14 protein-coding genes and 2 tRNA genes are annotated in these 17,422 nt (G+C 56.0%); 11 read left to right on the top strand and 5 right to left on the bottom strand.

The window, feature by feature from the left end; genetic code table 11:
* Positions 1–115: 115 nt before the first annotated feature.
* Complete coding sequence (locus BM373_RS20220) at positions 116–460, top strand: nitrous oxide-stimulated promoter family protein (RefSeq protein ID WP_090465669.1); 345 nt, start codon at positions 116–118, stop codon at positions 458–460.
* A gap of 117 nt (positions 461–577) precedes the next feature.
* On the opposite strand, the gene BM373_RS20215 is transcribed toward BM373_RS20220, so the two are convergent.
* Both BM373_RS20215 and ascF read right to left on the bottom strand, forming a co-directional pair.
* A complete protein-coding gene (locus BM373_RS20215) occupies positions 578–1,999 on the bottom strand; it encodes a 6-phospho-beta-glucosidase (RefSeq protein ID WP_090465666.1) in 1,422 nt (473 codons plus the stop codon).
* A 17-nt stretch (positions 2,000–2,016) separates the two neighbouring features.
* A complete protein-coding gene (gene ascF / locus BM373_RS20210) occupies positions 2,017–3,471 on the bottom strand; it encodes a PTS cellobiose/arbutin/salicin transporter subunit IIBC (protein WP_090465663.1) in 1,455 nt (484 codons plus the stop codon).
* 239 nt (positions 3,472–3,710) lie between these two features.
* On the opposite strand from ascF, the gene BM373_RS20205 reads away from it, so the two are divergent.
* Entirely contained in the window at positions 3,711–4,730 is a 1,020-nt protein-coding gene (locus BM373_RS20205) for a LacI family DNA-binding transcriptional regulator (RefSeq protein WP_090465659.1), read from the top strand.
* Between the two features lie 74 nt (positions 4,731–4,804).
* Here the strand turns inward: BM373_RS20205 and norW are convergent, their stop codons facing one another.
* Together norW and norV are read right to left on the bottom strand one after the other, a co-directional pair.
* Entirely contained in the window at positions 4,805–5,935 is a 1,131-nt protein-coding gene (norW, locus tag BM373_RS20200; RefSeq protein WP_090465656.1) for an NADH:flavorubredoxin reductase NorW, read from the bottom strand.
* On the bottom strand, positions 5,932–7,368 hold the full coding sequence (gene norV / locus BM373_RS20195) for an anaerobic nitric oxide reductase flavorubredoxin (protein ID WP_090465654.1): 1,437 nt from the start codon (positions 7,366–7,368) through the stop codon (positions 5,932–5,934). The genes norW and norV overlap by 4 nt, the downstream gene beginning before the upstream one ends.
* Positions 7,369–7,554: 186 nt before the next feature.
* Between norV and norR the strand changes: the two genes are divergently transcribed.
* Complete coding sequence (gene norR, locus BM373_RS20190; protein ID WP_090465651.1) at positions 7,555–9,069, top strand: nitric oxide reductase transcriptional regulator NorR; 1,515 nt, start codon at positions 7,555–7,557, stop codon at positions 9,067–9,069.
* On the opposite strand, the gene gutQ is transcribed toward norR, so the two are convergent.
* Positions 9,066–10,031: an arabinose-5-phosphate isomerase GutQ gene (gene gutQ / locus BM373_RS20185; protein WP_090465647.1), complete on the bottom strand. Its 966-nt coding sequence runs from the start codon at positions 10,029–10,031 to the stop codon at positions 9,066–9,068. The genes norR and gutQ overlap by 4 nt on opposite strands.
* A 212-nt stretch (positions 10,032–10,243) precedes the next feature.
* On the opposite strand from gutQ, the gene mltB reads away from it, so the two are divergent.
* The 8 genes from mltB to BM373_RS20140 all read left to right on the top strand — a co-directional run bounded on the left by mltB (position 10,244) and on the right by BM373_RS20140 (position 17,409).
* Entirely contained in the window at positions 10,244–11,329 is a 1,086-nt protein-coding gene (gene mltB / locus BM373_RS20180) for a lytic murein transglycosylase B (protein WP_177220173.1), read from the top strand.
* Between the two features lie 149 nt (positions 11,330–11,478).
* Positions 11,479–11,976 (top strand): nicotinamide-nucleotide amidase, encoded by a 498-nt coding sequence (gene pncC, locus BM373_RS20175; RefSeq protein WP_090465642.1) that lies wholly within the window; start codon positions 11,479–11,481, stop codon positions 11,974–11,976.
* Between the two features lie 88 nt (positions 11,977–12,064).
* Positions 12,065–13,129 carry a recombinase RecA gene (recA, locus tag BM373_RS20170; protein WP_090465640.1) on the top strand — a complete coding sequence of 355 codons (1,065 nt, stop codon included), beginning with the start codon at positions 12,065–12,067 and terminating at the stop codon, positions 13,127–13,129.
* A 72-nt stretch (positions 13,130–13,201) separates the two neighbouring features.
* A complete protein-coding gene (recX, locus tag BM373_RS20165) occupies positions 13,202–13,702 on the top strand; it encodes a recombination regulator RecX (protein WP_090465637.1) in 501 nt (166 codons plus the stop codon).
* Positions 13,703–13,832: 130 nt separating this feature from the next.
* Positions 13,833–16,460 carry an alanine--tRNA ligase gene (gene alaS, locus BM373_RS20160; RefSeq protein ID WP_090465632.1) on the top strand — a complete coding sequence of 876 codons (2,628 nt, stop codon included), beginning with the start codon at positions 13,833–13,835 and terminating at the stop codon, positions 16,458–16,460.
* 242 nt (positions 16,461–16,702) lie between these two features.
* The gene (csrA, locus tag BM373_RS20155; RefSeq protein ID WP_000906486.1) at positions 16,703–16,888 is read left to right on the top strand and encodes a carbon storage regulator CsrA; all 186 of its coding nucleotides are present in this window, start codon (positions 16,703–16,705) and stop codon (positions 16,886–16,888) included.
* Between the two features lie 347 nt (positions 16,889–17,235).
* Positions 17,236–17,328: transfer RNA gene (locus BM373_RS20145), tRNA-Ser, on the top strand.
* Positions 17,329–17,332: 4 nt separating this feature from the next.
* Positions 17,333–17,409, top strand: a tRNA-Arg gene (locus BM373_RS20140).
* Positions 17,410–17,422 lie beyond the last annotated feature (13 nt).

Below are 17,422 nucleotides of genomic sequence, written 5' to 3'. Positions count from 1 at the left end.
ACACGCTATGGCACTGAGCGAAAAATATTCTATCTGCACGCTAAAAAGGGCGTCTTTTGCCGGAATATATAAAGGCGTAGAATGAATGCATCTTTCTTTAAGGAGTGATTTCGTCATGAGCGGCAAACGCATCGCGCGTGAAAAACTCACCATTCGGAAAATGATTGCGCTGTATCAGGCAAAATCCCCGGCAGCTTCAACGCAGGCAGGGCACTACGATGCGCTGTACGCGTATGCGGAAAAGCGGCTGGAGAAGTGCGTGTTTGGTGAGGAAAAGCCCGCCTGCAAGCAGTGCCCGGTGCACTGTTATCAACCGGCAAAACGCGAAGAGATGAAAACGATTATGCGCTGGGCGGGGCCGCGAATGCTGTGGCGTCACCCGATTTTGACGGTGCGGCATTTAATTGATGATAAGCGCCCGGTGCCGGCGTTACCGGAGAAGTACCGGGCGAAGAAGTAGGGCGGGTTTCCCCTCACCCTAACCCTCTCCCGCAGGGGAGGGGACAGACCGAGCACGGACTTGATTTTCTCCCTCTCCTTTGGGGAGAGGGCCGGGGTGAGGGGTATTACGCCACCATCACTCCAAATCCGCCCCGTTACTCGCAATCACCTTCTTATACCACCAGAACGATTTCTTACGCGTGCGCGCCAGCGTGCCGTTACCCGCGTCGTCGCGGTCCACGTACACGAAGCCGTAGCGCTTGCTCATCTCCCCGGTGGAGGCGGCGACCAGATCGATGCAGCCCCAGGAGGTGTAACCCATCACCGGGATGCCGTCTTCAATGGCGTCGCCCATCGCGCGGATGTGCTCGCGCAGGTAGCTGATGCGGTAGTCGTCGTTGATCTCGCCATCAATCATTTCATCGCGTGCGCCAAGCCCGTTTTCCACCAGGAACAGCGGTTTCTGGTAGCGGTCGTACATCATATTCATGGTGATACGCAGCCCAAGCGGGTCGATGCCCCAGCCCCATTCGCTGGCCTGAATGTGCGGGTTTTTCAGCGATTTAACGATGTTCGCCGCGCTGGTGTTGCCCGCATTCATCTCCGCCGAAGCGCAGCGGGAGGCGTAATAACTGAACGACACAAAATCGACGGTGTTTTTCAGGATCTCATCATCGCCCGGCGCTTTCTCAATGCTGACACCTTTTTCGCGGAACACGCGGGCGGAGTAAGACGGGTACGCCCCACGCGCCTGCACATCGATAAAGAACAGGTTCTCGCGATCTTTCTCCAGCGCCATCCACACGTCTTCCGGCTTGCAGGAGTACGGGTAGAAATTGCCGCCCGCCAGCATACAGCCGACCTGGTTTTGCGGGTTCACCTCATGGGCGATTTGGGTCGCCAGCGCGCTGGCAATCAGTTCGTGATGCGCAGCCTGATATTTTACCTGGTCCTGATTTTCGCCCTCTTCAAACACCAGACCTGCGCCGGAGAACGGGCTGTGCAGCATGATGTTGATTTCATTGAACGTCAGCCAGTATTTCACCAGCCCGTCGAATTCCTCAAAACAGGTGCGTGCATAGCGGGTGAAAAACTCCACCATTTTGCGGTTGCGCCAGGAGCCATATTCCACCACCAGATGCATCGGCACATCGAAGTGGCACAGCGTTACCAGCGGTTCGATATTGTACTTTTTGCACTCCGCAAACACCGCTTTATAGAAGGCGATGCCCTCGGCGTTTGGCGTCAGCTCATCGCCGTTCGGGTACAGACGCGCCCAGGCAATCGAGGTGCGAAACACCGTGAAGCCCATCTCCGCCATCAGGGCGATGTCTTCTTTGTAGCGATGATAAAAATCGATCGCCTCGTGGCTTGGGTAAAACTCATCGTCGCGCAGGGCAAAGCGTTTTTCCTGACCGAGCTTCACCGGCAAACGGTTTGCGCCGTGCGGGATCATATCAACGGTGGTTAAGCCCTTTCCGCCTTCACGATACGCGCCTTCCGACTGGTTGGCGGCCAGTGCGCCGCCCCATAAAAATCCTTCGGGAAATACAGACATTCACTACCTCTTTTTTATCAGGCCCGGGCTTCTGTTGCCGGGGTCGGCTGTGCCGCCTGCAACGCGCGCGCCTTCGCCGCGTCTTCTTCAACCGGAATATCTTCAAAGCCCAGCAGCAGGGTGAGTACGAACGACAGTACCACCGCCAGCGCCATCACGCCGAACACCCAAACAATGGTCATCGGGTTCGCCGGATCGAAGAACTGGACGCTGGTAAACAGCCCTGGTGCCGCCATGGAATGACTGGCCAGCCCCGCAATCCCCGCCACCGCGCCGCAGATAAAGCCGCTGATAAGGCTTGCGATCAGCGGGCGTTTAAGCCGCACCGCCACGCCGTACAGCGCTGGTTCAGAGATCCCGGCGAGAATGGCAGAGGCCGCCGCCGCCAGCGCCGTCTGGCGCAGTTCCGGGTTTTTGGTTTTCCACGCCACCGCCAGCGACGAGCCGCCGAGGGACAGGTTTGCGCCGATTTCCGACGGCATTACCATGCCTTCTTTGCCGGTTTCGGCGATAGTCTGAATGATAGTCGGGGTAAATACGCGGTGCATCCCGGTCATCACCAGCAGCGGCCACAGCGCACCCATAATGGCGACCGACAGCCAGCCGAGATAATCGTGAATGGTGTACACCAGCGCTGAGATCGCGCTGCCGATCCAGATCCCGACAGGGCCTATCAGCACAATGGCGATCGGGGCGGCAATCAGCACGATCAGCATCGGTTTGAGGAAGTTTTTCGTTACCGCCGGGGTGATTTTATCGACCCAGCGCTCGATGTAGGACAGGCACCAGGTCATCACCAGCGCCGGGATCACCGTGTAGGTGTATTTCACCGCCGTCACCGGGATAAAGGCAAATTCCACGTGCTCACCCTGGGCAGCTTTCGCCATCAGCTCGATAAAACTTGGGTGCACCAGCACGCCCGCAATGGCAATCGCCAGCGACATATTGGTTTTGAATTTCACCGCTGCCGAGGCCGCCACCATCAGTGGCAGGAAGAAGAATGCGCCGTCACCGATCACGGTCAGGATGGTCAGCGTGGGCGCGCCTTTCTCCAGCACACCGGTCATCTCGAGGATCATCGCCAGCAGCTTGACCATGGAGCCGCCGATGATCGCCGGGATCAGCGGCGACATGGTGCCGATCAGCGCATCCAGAATGCCTGCGCCAATGCGTTTCAGCGTCAGTTTTTGCGTGCTCTGCACCTCAACCGGCTGCATACCTTCCGGCAGCAGACTCACCACTTCCCTGAACGCCTGCGATACGGTGTTGCCGATGATCACCTGGCACTGGTTATCGTTGCGCACCACGCCCATTACGCCGCTGATGCTTTTCAGCGCTGACGCGTCGATACGGGTTTCATCCTTCACTACAAAGCGCAAACGTGTCATGCAGTGCGTGACGGCGGCGATATTGTCCACCCCGCCCAGAGCGTCAACCACAGAGTGGGCCAGCGCTGCGTAATTCTTTGCCATCGGATTGTTATCCTGTTTTATCAAGAAGATACCGTTGCACCGCGCAAGCGATGAAACATTACATAGGAAACCGGTTCCACAAAAGCATGATGAGATCTAAAAAATGATTCAATAAACGTGATTTGGTTTCGTGAGGTTCATCACCAAAAACTTGAAGATTTGTTGTCCAGGCAAAATGTTGCAGGGCAATCGGCAATCTGCGTACACTTCGGCTTATCGAAATTAAAGGGACGATCATAATGACCACGATGCTTGAGGTCGCAAAGCGGGCGGGAGTGTCTAAGGCGACGGTTTCCCGGGTGCTGACGGGCAACGGCTACGTCAGCCAGGAAACCAAAGACCGGGTGTTTCAGGCCATCGAAGAGAGCGGCTATCGGCCCAATTTGCTGGCGCGTAATCTGGCGACCAAAAAAACGCAGACGCTCGGTCTCGTGGTGACCAACACCCTCTATCACGGAGTTTATTTCAGCGAGCTGTTATTTCACGCCGCCAGAATGACTGAAGACAGCGGGCGGCAGCTTATTCTTGCCGACGGGAAACACAGCGCGGAGGAAGAGCGCCAGGCGATTCAGTATTTACTCGATTTACGCTGCGACGCGATTATTATTTATCCGCGTTTTCTCAGCGTCGATGAAATGGATGAGATTATCGACAGCCATTCTCAGCCTATTATGGTGCTCAATCGCCGCCTGCGTAAAAATAGCAGCCACTGTATTTATTCCGATCAGAAAGCCTCAAGTTTTATGGCTGTGTCGACGTTATTAGCGCAGGGGCATCGGGATATTGCGTTTATTACCGGTTCACTGGATTCCCCGACCGGCATCGAGCGTTTATCAGGCTATAAAGATGCGCTGTCGCAGCACGGCGTGAACGTGCGTAATGAATTGATTGCCGAAGGGAAATGGACCCCCGCCAGCGGTGCCGCCGGGGTGTCGACGTTATTATCCCGCGGTGTGGATTTCACTGCGCTGGTCGCCAGCAATGACGATATGGCGATAGGCGCGATAAAACAGTTGCATGCCTGCGAAATAAAGGTGCCGGAGGATGTTTCGGTAATTGGTTTTGATGATATCGCGCTCGCGCCCTATATTGTCCCGGCGCTGTCCAGCGTGCGTATTCCGGTCACGGAGATGATTAAAGAAACCATCAACCGATTAATCTTTATGCTGGATGGTGGGGAGTTTAAATATCAGCAGATTTTCGCAGGGGAGTTAATGCAGCGGGAGTCGATGACCCCTCACCCTAACCCTCTCCCTTAGGGAGAGGGGACAGATCGAGCACAATCCCGCCTTTCCCCCTCTCCCTCAGGGAGAGGGCCGGGGTGAGGGTGAAACTACACTGACAACTGCTTCAACAACCCAAACGCCTCTTTCATCCGATCCTCACTCACCACAAACGCGCGCAACTGCTCACCGTCAAACCCCTTCGCCAGCATCCCGTCCGGGCGGGTTTCAATCTGCCAGTGCAAATCGCCCCGCGCTGTTTCACCGGCCAGATGCAGCGGCAGGGCGGGCGTTTTGACTTTCACCAGCATCGGCGGCAGGGTCAGGGGGGCGTTGCTGCCGGTCAGGTTCTTCGCCAGGGTCATCGCGCTTAACTGAATCGGCTGCAAAAACGGCAGTAGCTGGCCGTCGATCTCCGCACAATCGCCCAGCGCGTAAATATTCGCGTCACTGGTTTGCAGATAGCGATTTACCGCCACGCCGCGATGGATTGTCACGCCCGCCTGCCGTGCCAGCGCGGTTTCCGGGCGCAGGCCGGTGGCGGCAATCACCACATCTACCTCCACATGGCGATTGCCGTTAACCGTCGCCCGGATGCCTGTGCTGGTTTTCTCAAGCGACAGCAACTGCGAGTTCAACAGCAGATGCACGCCCATCTCAGTGATGCGATGTTGTAAGCGACTGCTCACTTCCGGTGGCATCAGCGAGGGGAGCAGGCTGGCGGCAGTGTCGATGAGCGTTACCGCTTTGCCCGCGCGACAAAAATCCATCGCCAGTTCGGTGCCAATCAGTCCCGCCCCCACAATCAGTACCCGCTGCGCATCGCGTAATTCCCCTTCACAGGCCTGGTACGCCTGCTGGCTATTTAGCGTCAGCATCAGCTCATGGCCCGGCACCGGCGGCACAAACGCCGCCGCGCCTGTGGCCAGCACCAGCTTGTCGTAGTGCCAGGTTTTATCAGCGTTTTTCACCACCTGTGCGCCCGCATCGATATCGGTGACGCGGGTGTGCGGGTGCAGGCTGAGGTTAAACTGCTCGGCAAATTCTCCCGCTGACTGGCGGGTGAGATCGCCCGCCCGCTGGTTAAGGCTAATCACATGGCTTAAATCAGGCTTGTTGTACTCGTCCATGCTGTCGGCGGCGATCAGCGTCACCGGCACGTTCGCATCCTGTTTACGGATGTTTTTCACCAGCTGGCGGGCGGCGAAGCCCGAGCCGATAATCACGATGCCTGCGTTCATTTTGCCTCCATCGCCAGTTCGTCAAACACGTCTTTACCCAGCGAGCATTCCGGGCAGAGGAAGTAATCCGGGACCTCTGACCACGGCGTGCCGGGGGCGACATCCTGCATCGGTTCGCCTTTTGCCGGATCGTAAATCCACTGGCAGACGCTGCACTGCATTTGCGGCCCCAGTTCGGCGGCAGCGGCGGCAGCACAGGCACAGGCTTCCTGTTGCGGAGCGGCTTCCGGCAGCGGGGTAAGCGCCCACTGACGTGCAATATCACGCCCGTGCTGGCGGCAGATTTCCAGCGCGTCCATATCCGGTCGCCATTTCGCTTTCAGGCTTAATGACATTTCAAACCCGGCATCCTGCAAACGGGTGGAAAGACGGTCTACCGCGCCGCCGCTCCAGCCGTGCGAGCCAAAAGCGCTGGCGCGTTTGTTACGGAAGCGCAGCCCGGTGATCTCTTCCACCAGCCCGGCGATTTTCGGCATCATCACGTTGTTCATGGTGGAGGTGCCCACCAGTACGCCTTTGGAGCGGAACACATTGGTCAGGACGTCGTTTTTATCGCTGCGGGCGACGTTGAAGATTTTCACCGCCACGCGCGGATCGACTTCGTTGATGCCCTGGGCGATAGCGTCAGCCATCATGCGGGTGTTATTCGACATGGTGTCGTAGAAAATCGTAATGCGATCTTCCTGATAATCCGCCGCCCATTTCAGGTACAGCTCGACGATTTGCGTCGGGTTATCGCGCCAGACCACGCCGTGCGAGGTGGCAATCATGTCGACCGGCAGGTTGAAGCCGAGAATTTCCATGATTTTTGGCGTCACCAGGCGGCTGAACGGCGTCAGGATGTTGGCGTAGTAGCGCTGGCACTGCTCGAATAGTTCGGCCTGATCCACTTCGTCGTTAAACAGGCGCTCGTCGCAGTAGTGCTGACCGAACGCGTCGTTGCTGAACAGCACCGCGTCGCCGGTCATGTAGGTCATCATGCTGTCCGGCCAGTGCAGCATCGGTGTTTCAACGAAGATCAACTGCTTGCCGTTGCCGATATCCAGCGAATCCCCGGTTTTGACCACGTGGAAATTCCATTCCGGGTGATGATGGTGGCCGTTAATAGAATCAATGGCGTTGTTGGTGCAGTAAATCGGCGTGTTCGGGATGTATGACATCAGCTCGGTCAGCGCGCCCGCATGATCTTCTTCGGCGTGGTTAATAATGATGTAGTCGATGGCGTCGAGGTCGATTTCATTGCGCAGGTTCTGCACGAATTCGCGGCTGAATTTATGATCGACGGTATCAATCAGCACATTTTTCCCTTCGCGGATCAGGTAGCTGTTATAGCTGCTGCCTTTCAGGGTTTTGTATTCGGTGCCGTGAAAATCACGCACTTCCCAGTCACGTTGGCCAACCCAGTGAATATTATTTTTTACATGAATAGTCATAATCGTCTTAATTCCCGTGCAGTTATTTTTTCAGATAACTTGCTTATATCAAGATGCGTGCCAGTTTTTTAAGTATTTGATTTATAATGGTTTATATATTTATGACAAAACGGGTGACGTCAAAATGACTATCATAAGTACAGTCAATATGACATTATGCATTGTCAAAATGACTGCGAGGCGATAATGAGTTTTTCTGTTGAGGTGCTGGCGGCTATCGCCATTGAACTGCAAAGCGGGGTGGGGCATCAGGATCGCTTTCAGCGGCTGATCACCACACTGCGTCAGGTGCTGGGCTGTGATGCCTCGGCGCTGCTGCGCTATGAGGCGCGGCAGTTTATTCCGCTCGCTATCGACGGACTGGCGCGCGACGTTTTAGGCCGCCGTTTTACTCTGGAGGGCCATCCCAGACTTGAGGCTATCGCCCGCGCCGGGGACGTGGTGCGCTTCCCGGCGGACAGCGATCTGCCCGATCCTTATGACGGCCTGATCCCCGGTAACGAAAGTCTGAAGGTGCACGCCTGTATCGGCCTGCCGCTGTTTGCCGGACAGCATCTGATTGGCGCGCTGACGCTCGACGGCATGGACCCCGACCAGTTTGATACCTTCAGTAATGAAGAACTGCGCCTGATTGCTGCGCTGGCGGCGGGGGCGCTGAATAACGCGCTGCTCATCGAGCAACTGGAGAGCCAGAACATGCTGCCCGGCACGCCAGCGGCGTTTGAACCTGTGCCGCACGGCGAGATGATCGGCCTGTCGCCCGGCATGAGCGAGCTGAAAAAGGCGATTGAAATCGTCGCGGCGTCGGATCTCAACGTGCTGATCAGCGGCGAAACTGGTACCGGTAAAGAGCTGGTGGCGAAGGCCATCCACGAGGGATCGCCGCGCGCGGTCAATCCGCTGGTGTATTTAAACTGCGCCGCATTGCCGGAGAGCGTTGCTGAAAGTGAACTGTTCGGCCATGTGAAGGGCGCGTTTACCGGGGCTATCAGCAACCGCAGCGGTAAATTTGAGATGGCCGACAACGGCACGCTGTTTCTCGATGAGATCGGCGAGCTGTCGCTGGCGTTGCAGGCCAAGCTGTTGCGGGTGTTGCAGTATGGCGATATTCAGCGCGTCGGGGACGATCGCAGCCTGCGCGTGGACGTGCGGGTGCTGGCGGCGACTAACCGCGATCTGCGTGACGAAGTGTTGGCCGGGCGTTTTCGCGCCGATCTGTTCCATCGCCTGAGCGTGTTCCCGCTGTCGGTGCCGCCGCTGCGCGAGCGTGGGGAAGATGTGGTGTTGCTGGCGGGCTATTTCTGCGAGCAGTGCCGTCTGCGGCTGGGGCTGGCACGGGTGGTGCTGAGTGCTGGCGCACGGGCGCAACTGCTGGAGTATGGCTGGCCTGGCAACGTGCGCGAACTGGAACATGCGGTACATCGCGCGGTGGTGCTGGCCCGTGCTACCGCACGCGATGACGACGTGGTGCTGGATGTGAATCATTTTGCGCTGCGTGATGCGCCGGTTACCGTCACGCCGCCGAAAGCGCCGCTGGTGACGGCACAAAATTTACGTGACGCCACCGAAGCCTTTCAGCGGGAGATGATAAGTACGGCGCTGCGTGAGCACGGCGGTAACTGGGCGGCCTGCGCCCGCGCGCTGGAAACAGACGTCGCCAACCTGCACCGGCTGGCGAAGCGTCTGGGGCTGAAGGGCTAGAGAATGCCCGCCTGATAGAAGTCCTGGAGGTTAATTGCGCCCGTGAGAACGCCGTTTTCGTCCACGACCGGGGCGGCGGCGATCTTACGTTTCATCATGATCTCTTTGGCATCGATGGCGCGGCTTTGCGCCTGGAGCGTCACGCCGCCTTTGGTCATGGCTTCCACCACCGGCGCGTTTAAATTCCCGCCGCCGACCAGCCAGCGACGTAAATCGCCGTCGGTAAACACCCCTTCGACGTTACGCGCGGCATTGCATATCGCCACCAGGCCTAACCCGGTACGGCTGAGTTCCAGCATGGCGTCCATTACGCTGGTGTTGTCCTGCACCTGTGGGAGTGCGTCGCCGGTGCGCATCAGGTGATGCACTTTATTCAACAGCCGGGCACCCAGCGCGCCTGCCGGGTGGGAGCGGGCAAAATCTTCTTCGTTAAAGCCGCGCGCCTGCATGACCGCCATCGCCAGCGCGTCGCCCATCATCAGGGTGTTAACCGTGCTGGAGGTCGGCGCAAGACGCATCGGGCAGGCTTCGCGTTCAACGGAAATGTCCAGCACCGCATCGGCGGCCAGCGCCAGCGGGGAGCGTAATTTCCCGGTCATCGCCAGCAGTTTTGCGCCTTTGTCTTTCAGGTTCGGGATGATCAAATCCAGCTCTTTAGCGGTGCCGGAGTAAGAGATAAACAGCATCACGTCGCGCGGTTCAATCATGCCTAAATCGCCGTGCAGGGCTTCAGCCGCATGGACGAAAAACGACGGCGTGCCGGTGCTGGCGAGCGTGGCGGCGATTTTTTTACCGATGTGCCCGGACTTGCCGATCCCGGCGACAATCACTTTGCCCTCGGAGTGGATGATGGCGTTGGCGGCGCGGATAAAATCCTCGCCAAGGCGCTCAGGCAGGCGGCTGGCTTCCTGCAACTCCAGCAGCAGTGTCTGACGGGCGGTATTTAACAGAAACTCACTCATGGCTCTCTCCGGCAAAAAAGTCCCTTATTTTTGAAGCTGTCGATGATAGTGGATTTGCCTGCGCTTATCAGAGGGAAAGATCAAATCATCGGGTAATCCCCGGACTTCGCCTTACAGAATGAAAGAAATTTGCGTTGTGATGCCGCTTCCTTGTGGATAGTCAGATGCTTTACCATAATTCTCTCTGGCCGAATTCGTTATATGGATGTCTCATGTTTAAGCGTCGTTACGCAGCTCTTTTACCTCTCGTCGTGTTGCTCAGCGCATGTAGCAGCAAACCCAAATTGACTCAGGCAGAAACCACCACCAGTCCCGCACCTTCTGGCGGATTCCTGCTGGAGCCGCAGCATAATGTGATGCTGCTGGGCGGTGATTTTGCCAATAACCCGGCGGCAGAACAGTTCATCGATAAAATGGTGAGCAAGCACGGCTTCGATCGCCAGCAGTTGCAGGAGATCCTCTCGCAGGCGAAGCGCCTCGATTCCGTGCTGCGTCTGATGGACAGGCAGGCTCCGACAACCGGACTGCCGCCGTCAGGGCCGAACGGGGCCTGGCTGCGCTACCGCAAACAGTTTATTACCCCGGACAACGTGCAAAACGGTGTCGCTTTCTGGAATCAATATGAAGATGCGCTGACCCGCGCCTGGCAGGTGTATGGCGTGCCGCCGGAAATTATCGTCGGCATTATCGGCGTGGAAACCCGCTGGGGCCGCGTGATGGGGAAAACCCGCATTCTTGATGCGCTGGCAACACTCTCCTTTGCCTATCCACGTCGTGCGGAATATTTCTCCAGTGAACTGGAAACCTTCCTGTTAATGGCGCGCGATGAGCGTGACGATCCGCTCGATTTGAAAGGCTCTTTTGCGGGGGCGATGGGCTACGGGCAGTTTATGCCCTCCTCCTATAAAGAGTATGCGGTTGATTTTAATGGCGACGGCCACATCAACCTGTGGGACCCGGTGGATGCGATTGGCAGCGTAGCGAATTACTTTAAAGCCCACGGCTGGGTGAAAGGTGATGTGGTGGCGGTACCGGCTTTCGGTCAGGCTCCGGGACTGGAGAACGGCTTCAAAACCAAATACAGCGTGTCGCAACTGGCCGCTGCCGGGTTAACCCCGCAGCAGTCGCTGGGCAATCACCAGGAAGCCAGCCTGTTACGTCTCGACGTGGGAACAGGCTACGAATACTGGTACGGCCTGCCAAACTTCTACGCCATCACCCGCTATAACCACAGTACGCACTATGCGATGGCGGTCTGGCAACTGGGGCAAACAGTGGCGTTGTCGCGCGTGAAGTAAACGTTGCCCGCCCGCAGCACAAAATGACGAAGGCCAGCGCTTGCTGGCCTTTTTTCTGAAGCCTCCTCGTAAAATCGGCATCCCGTCCCCATCTACACTGAGAAGGTGCTATCTTGTGCGCCATGTTTTTATTCACTTACGGAGTCATGATGACGGACAGCGAGTTAATGCAACTGAGCGAGCGCATCGGGCTTGCGCTTAAGGCACGCGGCGCTACGCTTACTACCGCTGAATCCTGCACCGGCGGCTGGGTGGCGAAAGTGATCACCGATGTGGCGGGCAGTTCCGCCTGGTTTGAGCGCGGCTTTGTCACCTACAGTAATGAAGCAAAAGCGCAAATGATTGGCGTAAAACCTACGACGCTTGAGGCGCATGGCGCAGTGAGCGAACCGGTTGTGGTTGAGATGGCCATTGGTGCCATTAAAGCCGCGCGCGCAGCCTATGCGATTTCGATTAGCGGCATCGCCGGACCCGACGGTGGCAGCGCGGAAAAACCTGTCGGCACCGTGTGGTTTGGCTTTGCCAGCGCCGCAGGCGAGGGCATTACGCGCTGCGAATGCTTCGCCGGTGACCGCGAAAGCGTGCGTCGTCAGGCCACAGCTTATGCCCTGAAAACCTTGTGGCAACAATTTCTACAAAACACTTGATACTGTATGCTCATACAGTATAATTGCGGCAACAAAACAGTAATCCCCGGTGAGCATTTCGGCTTTACCCGGCATGACAGGAGTAATAATGGCTATCGACGAAAACAAACAGAAAGCGTTGGCGGCAGCACTGGGCCAGATTGAAAAGCAATTTGGTAAAGGCTCCATCATGCGACTGGGTGAAGACCGCACTATGGATGTGGAAACCATCTCTACCGGTTCGCTTTCACTGGATATCGCACTGGGCGCAGGCGGCCTGCCAATGGGCCGTATCGTAGAGATCTACGGGCCGGAATCCTCAGGTAAAACCACCCTGACGCTGCAGGTTATTGCCGCAGCACAGCGCGAAGGTAAAACCTGTGCGTTCATTGACGCCGAGCACGCACTGGACCCGGTGTATGCCCGCAAACTGGGTGTCGACATCGACAACCTGCTGTGTTCGCAGCCGGATACCGGTGAGCAGGCGCTCGAAATCTGTGACGCGCTGGCGCGCTCTGGTGCGGTTGACGTGCTGGTGGTCGACTCCGTTGCGGCGCTGACGCCGAAAGCGGAAATCGAAGGCGAAATCGGTGACTCTCACATGGGCCTCGCAGCACGTATGATGAGCCAGGCGATGCGTAAGCTGGCCGGTAACCTGAAGCAGTCCAACACCCTGCTGATCTTCATCAACCAGATCCGTATGAAAATTGGTGTGATGTTCGGTAACCCGGAAACCACCACTGGCGGTAACGCGCTGAAATTCTACGCTTCTGTGCGTCTCGACATCCGCCGTATCGGTGCGGTGAAAGAGGGCGATAACGTGGTGGGTAGTGAAACCCGCGTTAAAGTCGTGAAGAACAAAATCGCGGCACCGTTTAAACAGGCTGAATTCCAGATCCTGTACGGCGAAGGTATCAACTTCTATGGCGAACTGGTTGACCTGGGCGTGAAAGAGAAGCTGATCGAAAAAGCGGGTGCCTGGTACAGCTACAACGGCGAAAAAATCGGTCAGGGTAAAGCGAACGCTACCACCTGGCTGAAAGAGAACCCGGCGACGGCGAAGGAAATCGAGAAAAAAGTGCGCGAAATGCTGCTTACTAATCCTGACACCAAGCCAGATTTCACCGTTGATGATAAAGACGAACACGCTAAAGATGGCGACGAAGAGTTTTAACACTCTGACACTCTGTTAAAACAAGGGCTGCTTCTGCAGCCCTTTTGCTATTGAATTCCAGGTAGGTTTACCATGTCTGAGACCTCACCCCGCCGTTCTGCCTACGCCCGTCTGCTGGACAGGGCAATGCGTATTCTGGCGATGCGCGACCACAGCGAGCAGGAGTTTCGCCGTAAACTCACCGCCCCCATCATCACCAAAACCGGCCCTGAACCTGTAGACGCCACCGAGGACGACATCAATAAAGTTGTCGACTGGTGCTATGAAAATAACTACCTCGATGATGCCCGCTTTGCCCGGCAGTTTATCGCCAGCCGTGGCCGCAAAGGCTATGGCCCATCGCGCATTCGCCAGGAGTTAAATCAGAAAGGTATCGGGCGCGAAGCGGGAGAAACCGCGATGCGCGAATGCGAGATCGACTGGGTCGCTATTGCCCGTGAACAGGCGTACCGCAAATTTGGTGAACCCTTGCCGACCACCTTCGCGGAAAAAGTGAAAGTTCAGCGTTTTTTGATGTATCGCGGCTTTATGATGGAAGATATTCAGGCCGTGTGGCTAAATTTTGACGATTGACTGCATACGGGATTTTACTTCGTATCAAAGAAAACTTATCTTATTCCCACTTTTTCCAGTAGTTGGCAGCTGCCCTGTAAAGAGGTAGACGCTGGCTGCGACATTTCGTTAGCTTGATTTCAGGATAATTATGAGCAAGAGCACCGCTGAGATCCGTCAGGCGTTTCTCGACTTTTTCCATAGTAAAGGACATCAGGTAGTTGCCAGCAGCTCCCTGGTCCCTAACAACGATCCAACTCTGCTGTTTACCAACGCCGGGATGAACCAGTTCAAGGACGTGTTCCTTGGCCTCGACAAACGTAATTATTCCCGCGCAACCACCTCGCAGCGCTGCGTGCGTGCGGGCGGTAAACACAACGATCTGGAAAACGTCGGTTACACCGCGCGTCACCACACCTTCTTCGAAATGCTGGGTAACTTCAGCTTCGGTGATTACTTTAAGCACGAGGCCATTCAGTTCGCATGGGAACTGCTGACGGGTGAAAACTGGTTTGCCCTGCCGAAAGAGCGCCTGTGGGTGACCGTGTATGAAACGGATGACGAAGCTTACGAAATCTGGGAAAAAGAAGTCGGTATTCCGCGTGAGCGCATTATCCGCATCGGTGATAACAAAGGCGCGCCGTATGCCTCAGATAACTTCTGGCAGATGGGCGACACCGGACCGTGCGGTCCGTGCACCGAGATTTTCTTCGATCATGGCGATCACATCTGGGGTGGCCCGCCGGGTAGCCCGGAAGAAGATGGCGACCGCTACATTGAGATCTGGAACATCGTCTTCATGCAGTTTAACCGCCAGGCTGATGGCACCATGGAACCGCTGCCGAAGCCGTCTGTGGACACCGGCATGGGTCTGGAGCGCATCGCGGCTGTGCTGCAGCACGTTAACTCCAACTACGAAATCGATCTGTTCAGCACGCTGATTAAAGCTGTGGCACAAGTCACGGGCGCAACGGATTTGGGTAATAAATCCCTGCGCGTTATCGCCGATCACATTCGTTCCTGTGCATTCCTGATCGCTGATGGGGTAACCCCGTCCAATGAAGGCCGTGGCTACGTGCTGCGTCGCATCATTCGTCGCGCGATTCGTCACGGCAACATGCTGGGCGCAAAAGACACATTCTTCTATAAACTCGTTGGTCCGCTGGTTAGCGTGATGGGTGCCGCGGGTGAGGATCTGAAACGCCAGCAGATGCAGGTCGAGCAGATCCTGAAAACGGAAGAAGAACAGTTTGCCCGCACGCTGGAGCGTGGTCTGGCGCTGCTGGACGAAGAGCTGGCAAAACTGACCGGCGATACGCTGGACGGTGAAACCGCCTTCCGCTTGTATGACACCTACGGCTTCCCGGTGGATCTCACCGCCGATGTGTGCCGTGAGCGTAATCTGAAAGTAGACGAAGCCGGTTTTGAAGCCGCAATGGAAGAGCAGCGCCGTCGGGCGCGTGAATCCAGCGGTTTTGGCGCTGACTACAATGCGATGATCCGCGTAGACGGCAGCTCAGAATTTAAAGGTTACGATCACACTGAACTGACCGGTAAAGTGACCGCGCTGTTTGTGGATGGCAAAGCGGTTGATGCCATCAGCGCAGGCCAGGACGCCGTTGTCGTGCTGGACGAAACGCCATTCTATGCAGAATCCGGCGGCCAGGTAGGTGATAAAGGCGAACTGAACGGTAACGGCTTTAGCTTTACCGTTAACGATACACAGAAATACGGCCAGGCGATTGGTCATCAGGGCAAGCTCGCGAACGGCTCTCTGAAAGTGGGCGATGGTGTGAAAGCGGAAGTGGATAACGCGCGCCGCGATCGCATTCGTCTTAACCACTCCGCCACCCACCTGATGCACGCCGCCCTGCGCGAAGTGCTGGGTACGCATGTTGCCCAGAAAGGTTCTCTGGTCAACGATAAAGCACTGCGCTTTGACTTCTCGCATTTCGAAGCGATGAAGCCTGCGGAAATCCGTGCGGTAGAAGATCTGGTTAACGCGCAAATTCGCCGTAACCTGCCAATCGAAACCAACATCATGGATCTCGATGCCGCGAAGGCGAAGGGCGCAATGGCGCTGTTTGGCGAGAAATATGACGAGCGCGTACGCGTACTCAGCATGGGTGATTTCTCAACTGAACTGTGCGGCGGTATCCACGCCTCCCGTACCGGTGACATCGGCCTGTTCCGCATTGTGTCTGAGTCTGGCACCGCAGCGGGCGTACGTCGTATTGAAGCCGTCACAGGGCAGGGGGCAATTGAAAGTCTGCATGCGCAAAGCGATCAATTGCACGACATCGCGCAACTGCTGAAAGGCGACAGCCAGAACCTGGGCGAAAAAGTGCGTAGCGTTCTGGATAAAACCCGTCAGTTAGAAAGAGAGCTGCAACAGCTTAAAGAACAACAGGCCGCACTGGAGAGCGCCAGCTTGTCCGGTAAGGCGGAAGATATCAATGGCGTGAAGCTGCTGGTCAGTGAACTGGCGGGCGTTGAGCCTAAGATGCTGCGTACTATGGTTGACGATCTGAAGAATCAGCTTGGTTCAACAGTTATCGTGCTGGCTACGGTCGCAGAAGGTAAGGTTTCTCTGATTGCGGGTGTGTCTAAGGACGTGACAGATCGCGTCAAAGCAGGGGAACTGGTAGGAATGGTTGCTCAGCAAGTGGGTGGCAAAGGGGGCGGTCGACCAGACATGGCCCAGGCTGGCGGCACTGATGCGTCAGCCCTTCCGGCAGCACTTGCTACTGTAAAAGGCTGGGTAAGCGCGAAGTTGTAATAATTACAAAGCGTATGCAAACGCCATAACCTTCGGGTTGTGGCGTGATTGCCACTACGCTATTGATAACGATAAAGTCAGGTTGAAGTTGTGTATATCGGCTAAACTTACGTTTAACAGAATGTAATGCCGTGACTGCTTACACGTAGCGTGTTTGTCATCGCTTACTTTTTGGCGTTATATGATGGATAATGCCGGGATACAGAGAGACCCGACTCTTTTAATCTTTCAAGGAGCAAAGAATGCTGATTCTGACTCGTCGAGTTGGTGAGACCCTCATGATTGGGGATGAGGTCACTGTGACTGTTTTAGGCGTGAAGGGTAACCAGGTACGTATTGGTGTTAACGCCCCTAAAGAAGTATCTGTTCACCGTGAAGAGATCTACCAGCGTATCCAGGCTGAAAAATCGCAGCAGTCCAGTTATTGATATTATCGCGTCTCGCTTAACCGCGAGACGCGGCTCTTTTCAGATTGTCCTCCTCTCCCGTTACACTTTCATTGCTTCTGCATTTCACCTTTAATTTCTTCTTCTCCCGATCGCTTTTCTTGCCTTCCACAAGCCACAGCGCCTGTCGTCTTTTGTATTCACGATGCAGATATTCTGCTGATAAAACATCCTTTTTGACCTTTTTACGCCCGAATTGCCTGCGAAGTGTGCAATCGATTCAGGGGTGGGAAAAATTGTTTGACTTATAAGTCCCAGAAAGTAATATGTGCGCCACGCAGCGACGATGAGCAGAAACAAGTTCTTCGAAGCACTCGCAAGAGGCGTGTGGTGAGGTGGCCGAGAGGCTGAAGGCGCTCCCCTGCTAAGGGAGTATGCGGTCAAAAGCTGCATCCGGGGTTCGAATCCCCGCCTCACCGCCATTTTGCATCCGTAGCTCAGCTGGATAGAGTACTCGGCTACGAACCGAGCGGTCGGAGGTTCGAATCCTCCCGGATGCACCATCTTCATCAGTGT

It is taken from the genome of Enterobacter sp. kpr-6, assembly GCF_900116015.1.
In the GTDB taxonomy this organism is placed as follows: Bacteria; Pseudomonadota; Gammaproteobacteria; order Enterobacterales; family Enterobacteriaceae; genus Enterobacter_D.
Note: the sequence above shows the minus strand (reverse complement) of the source record. Positions and strands in the feature narration are given on the sequence as shown.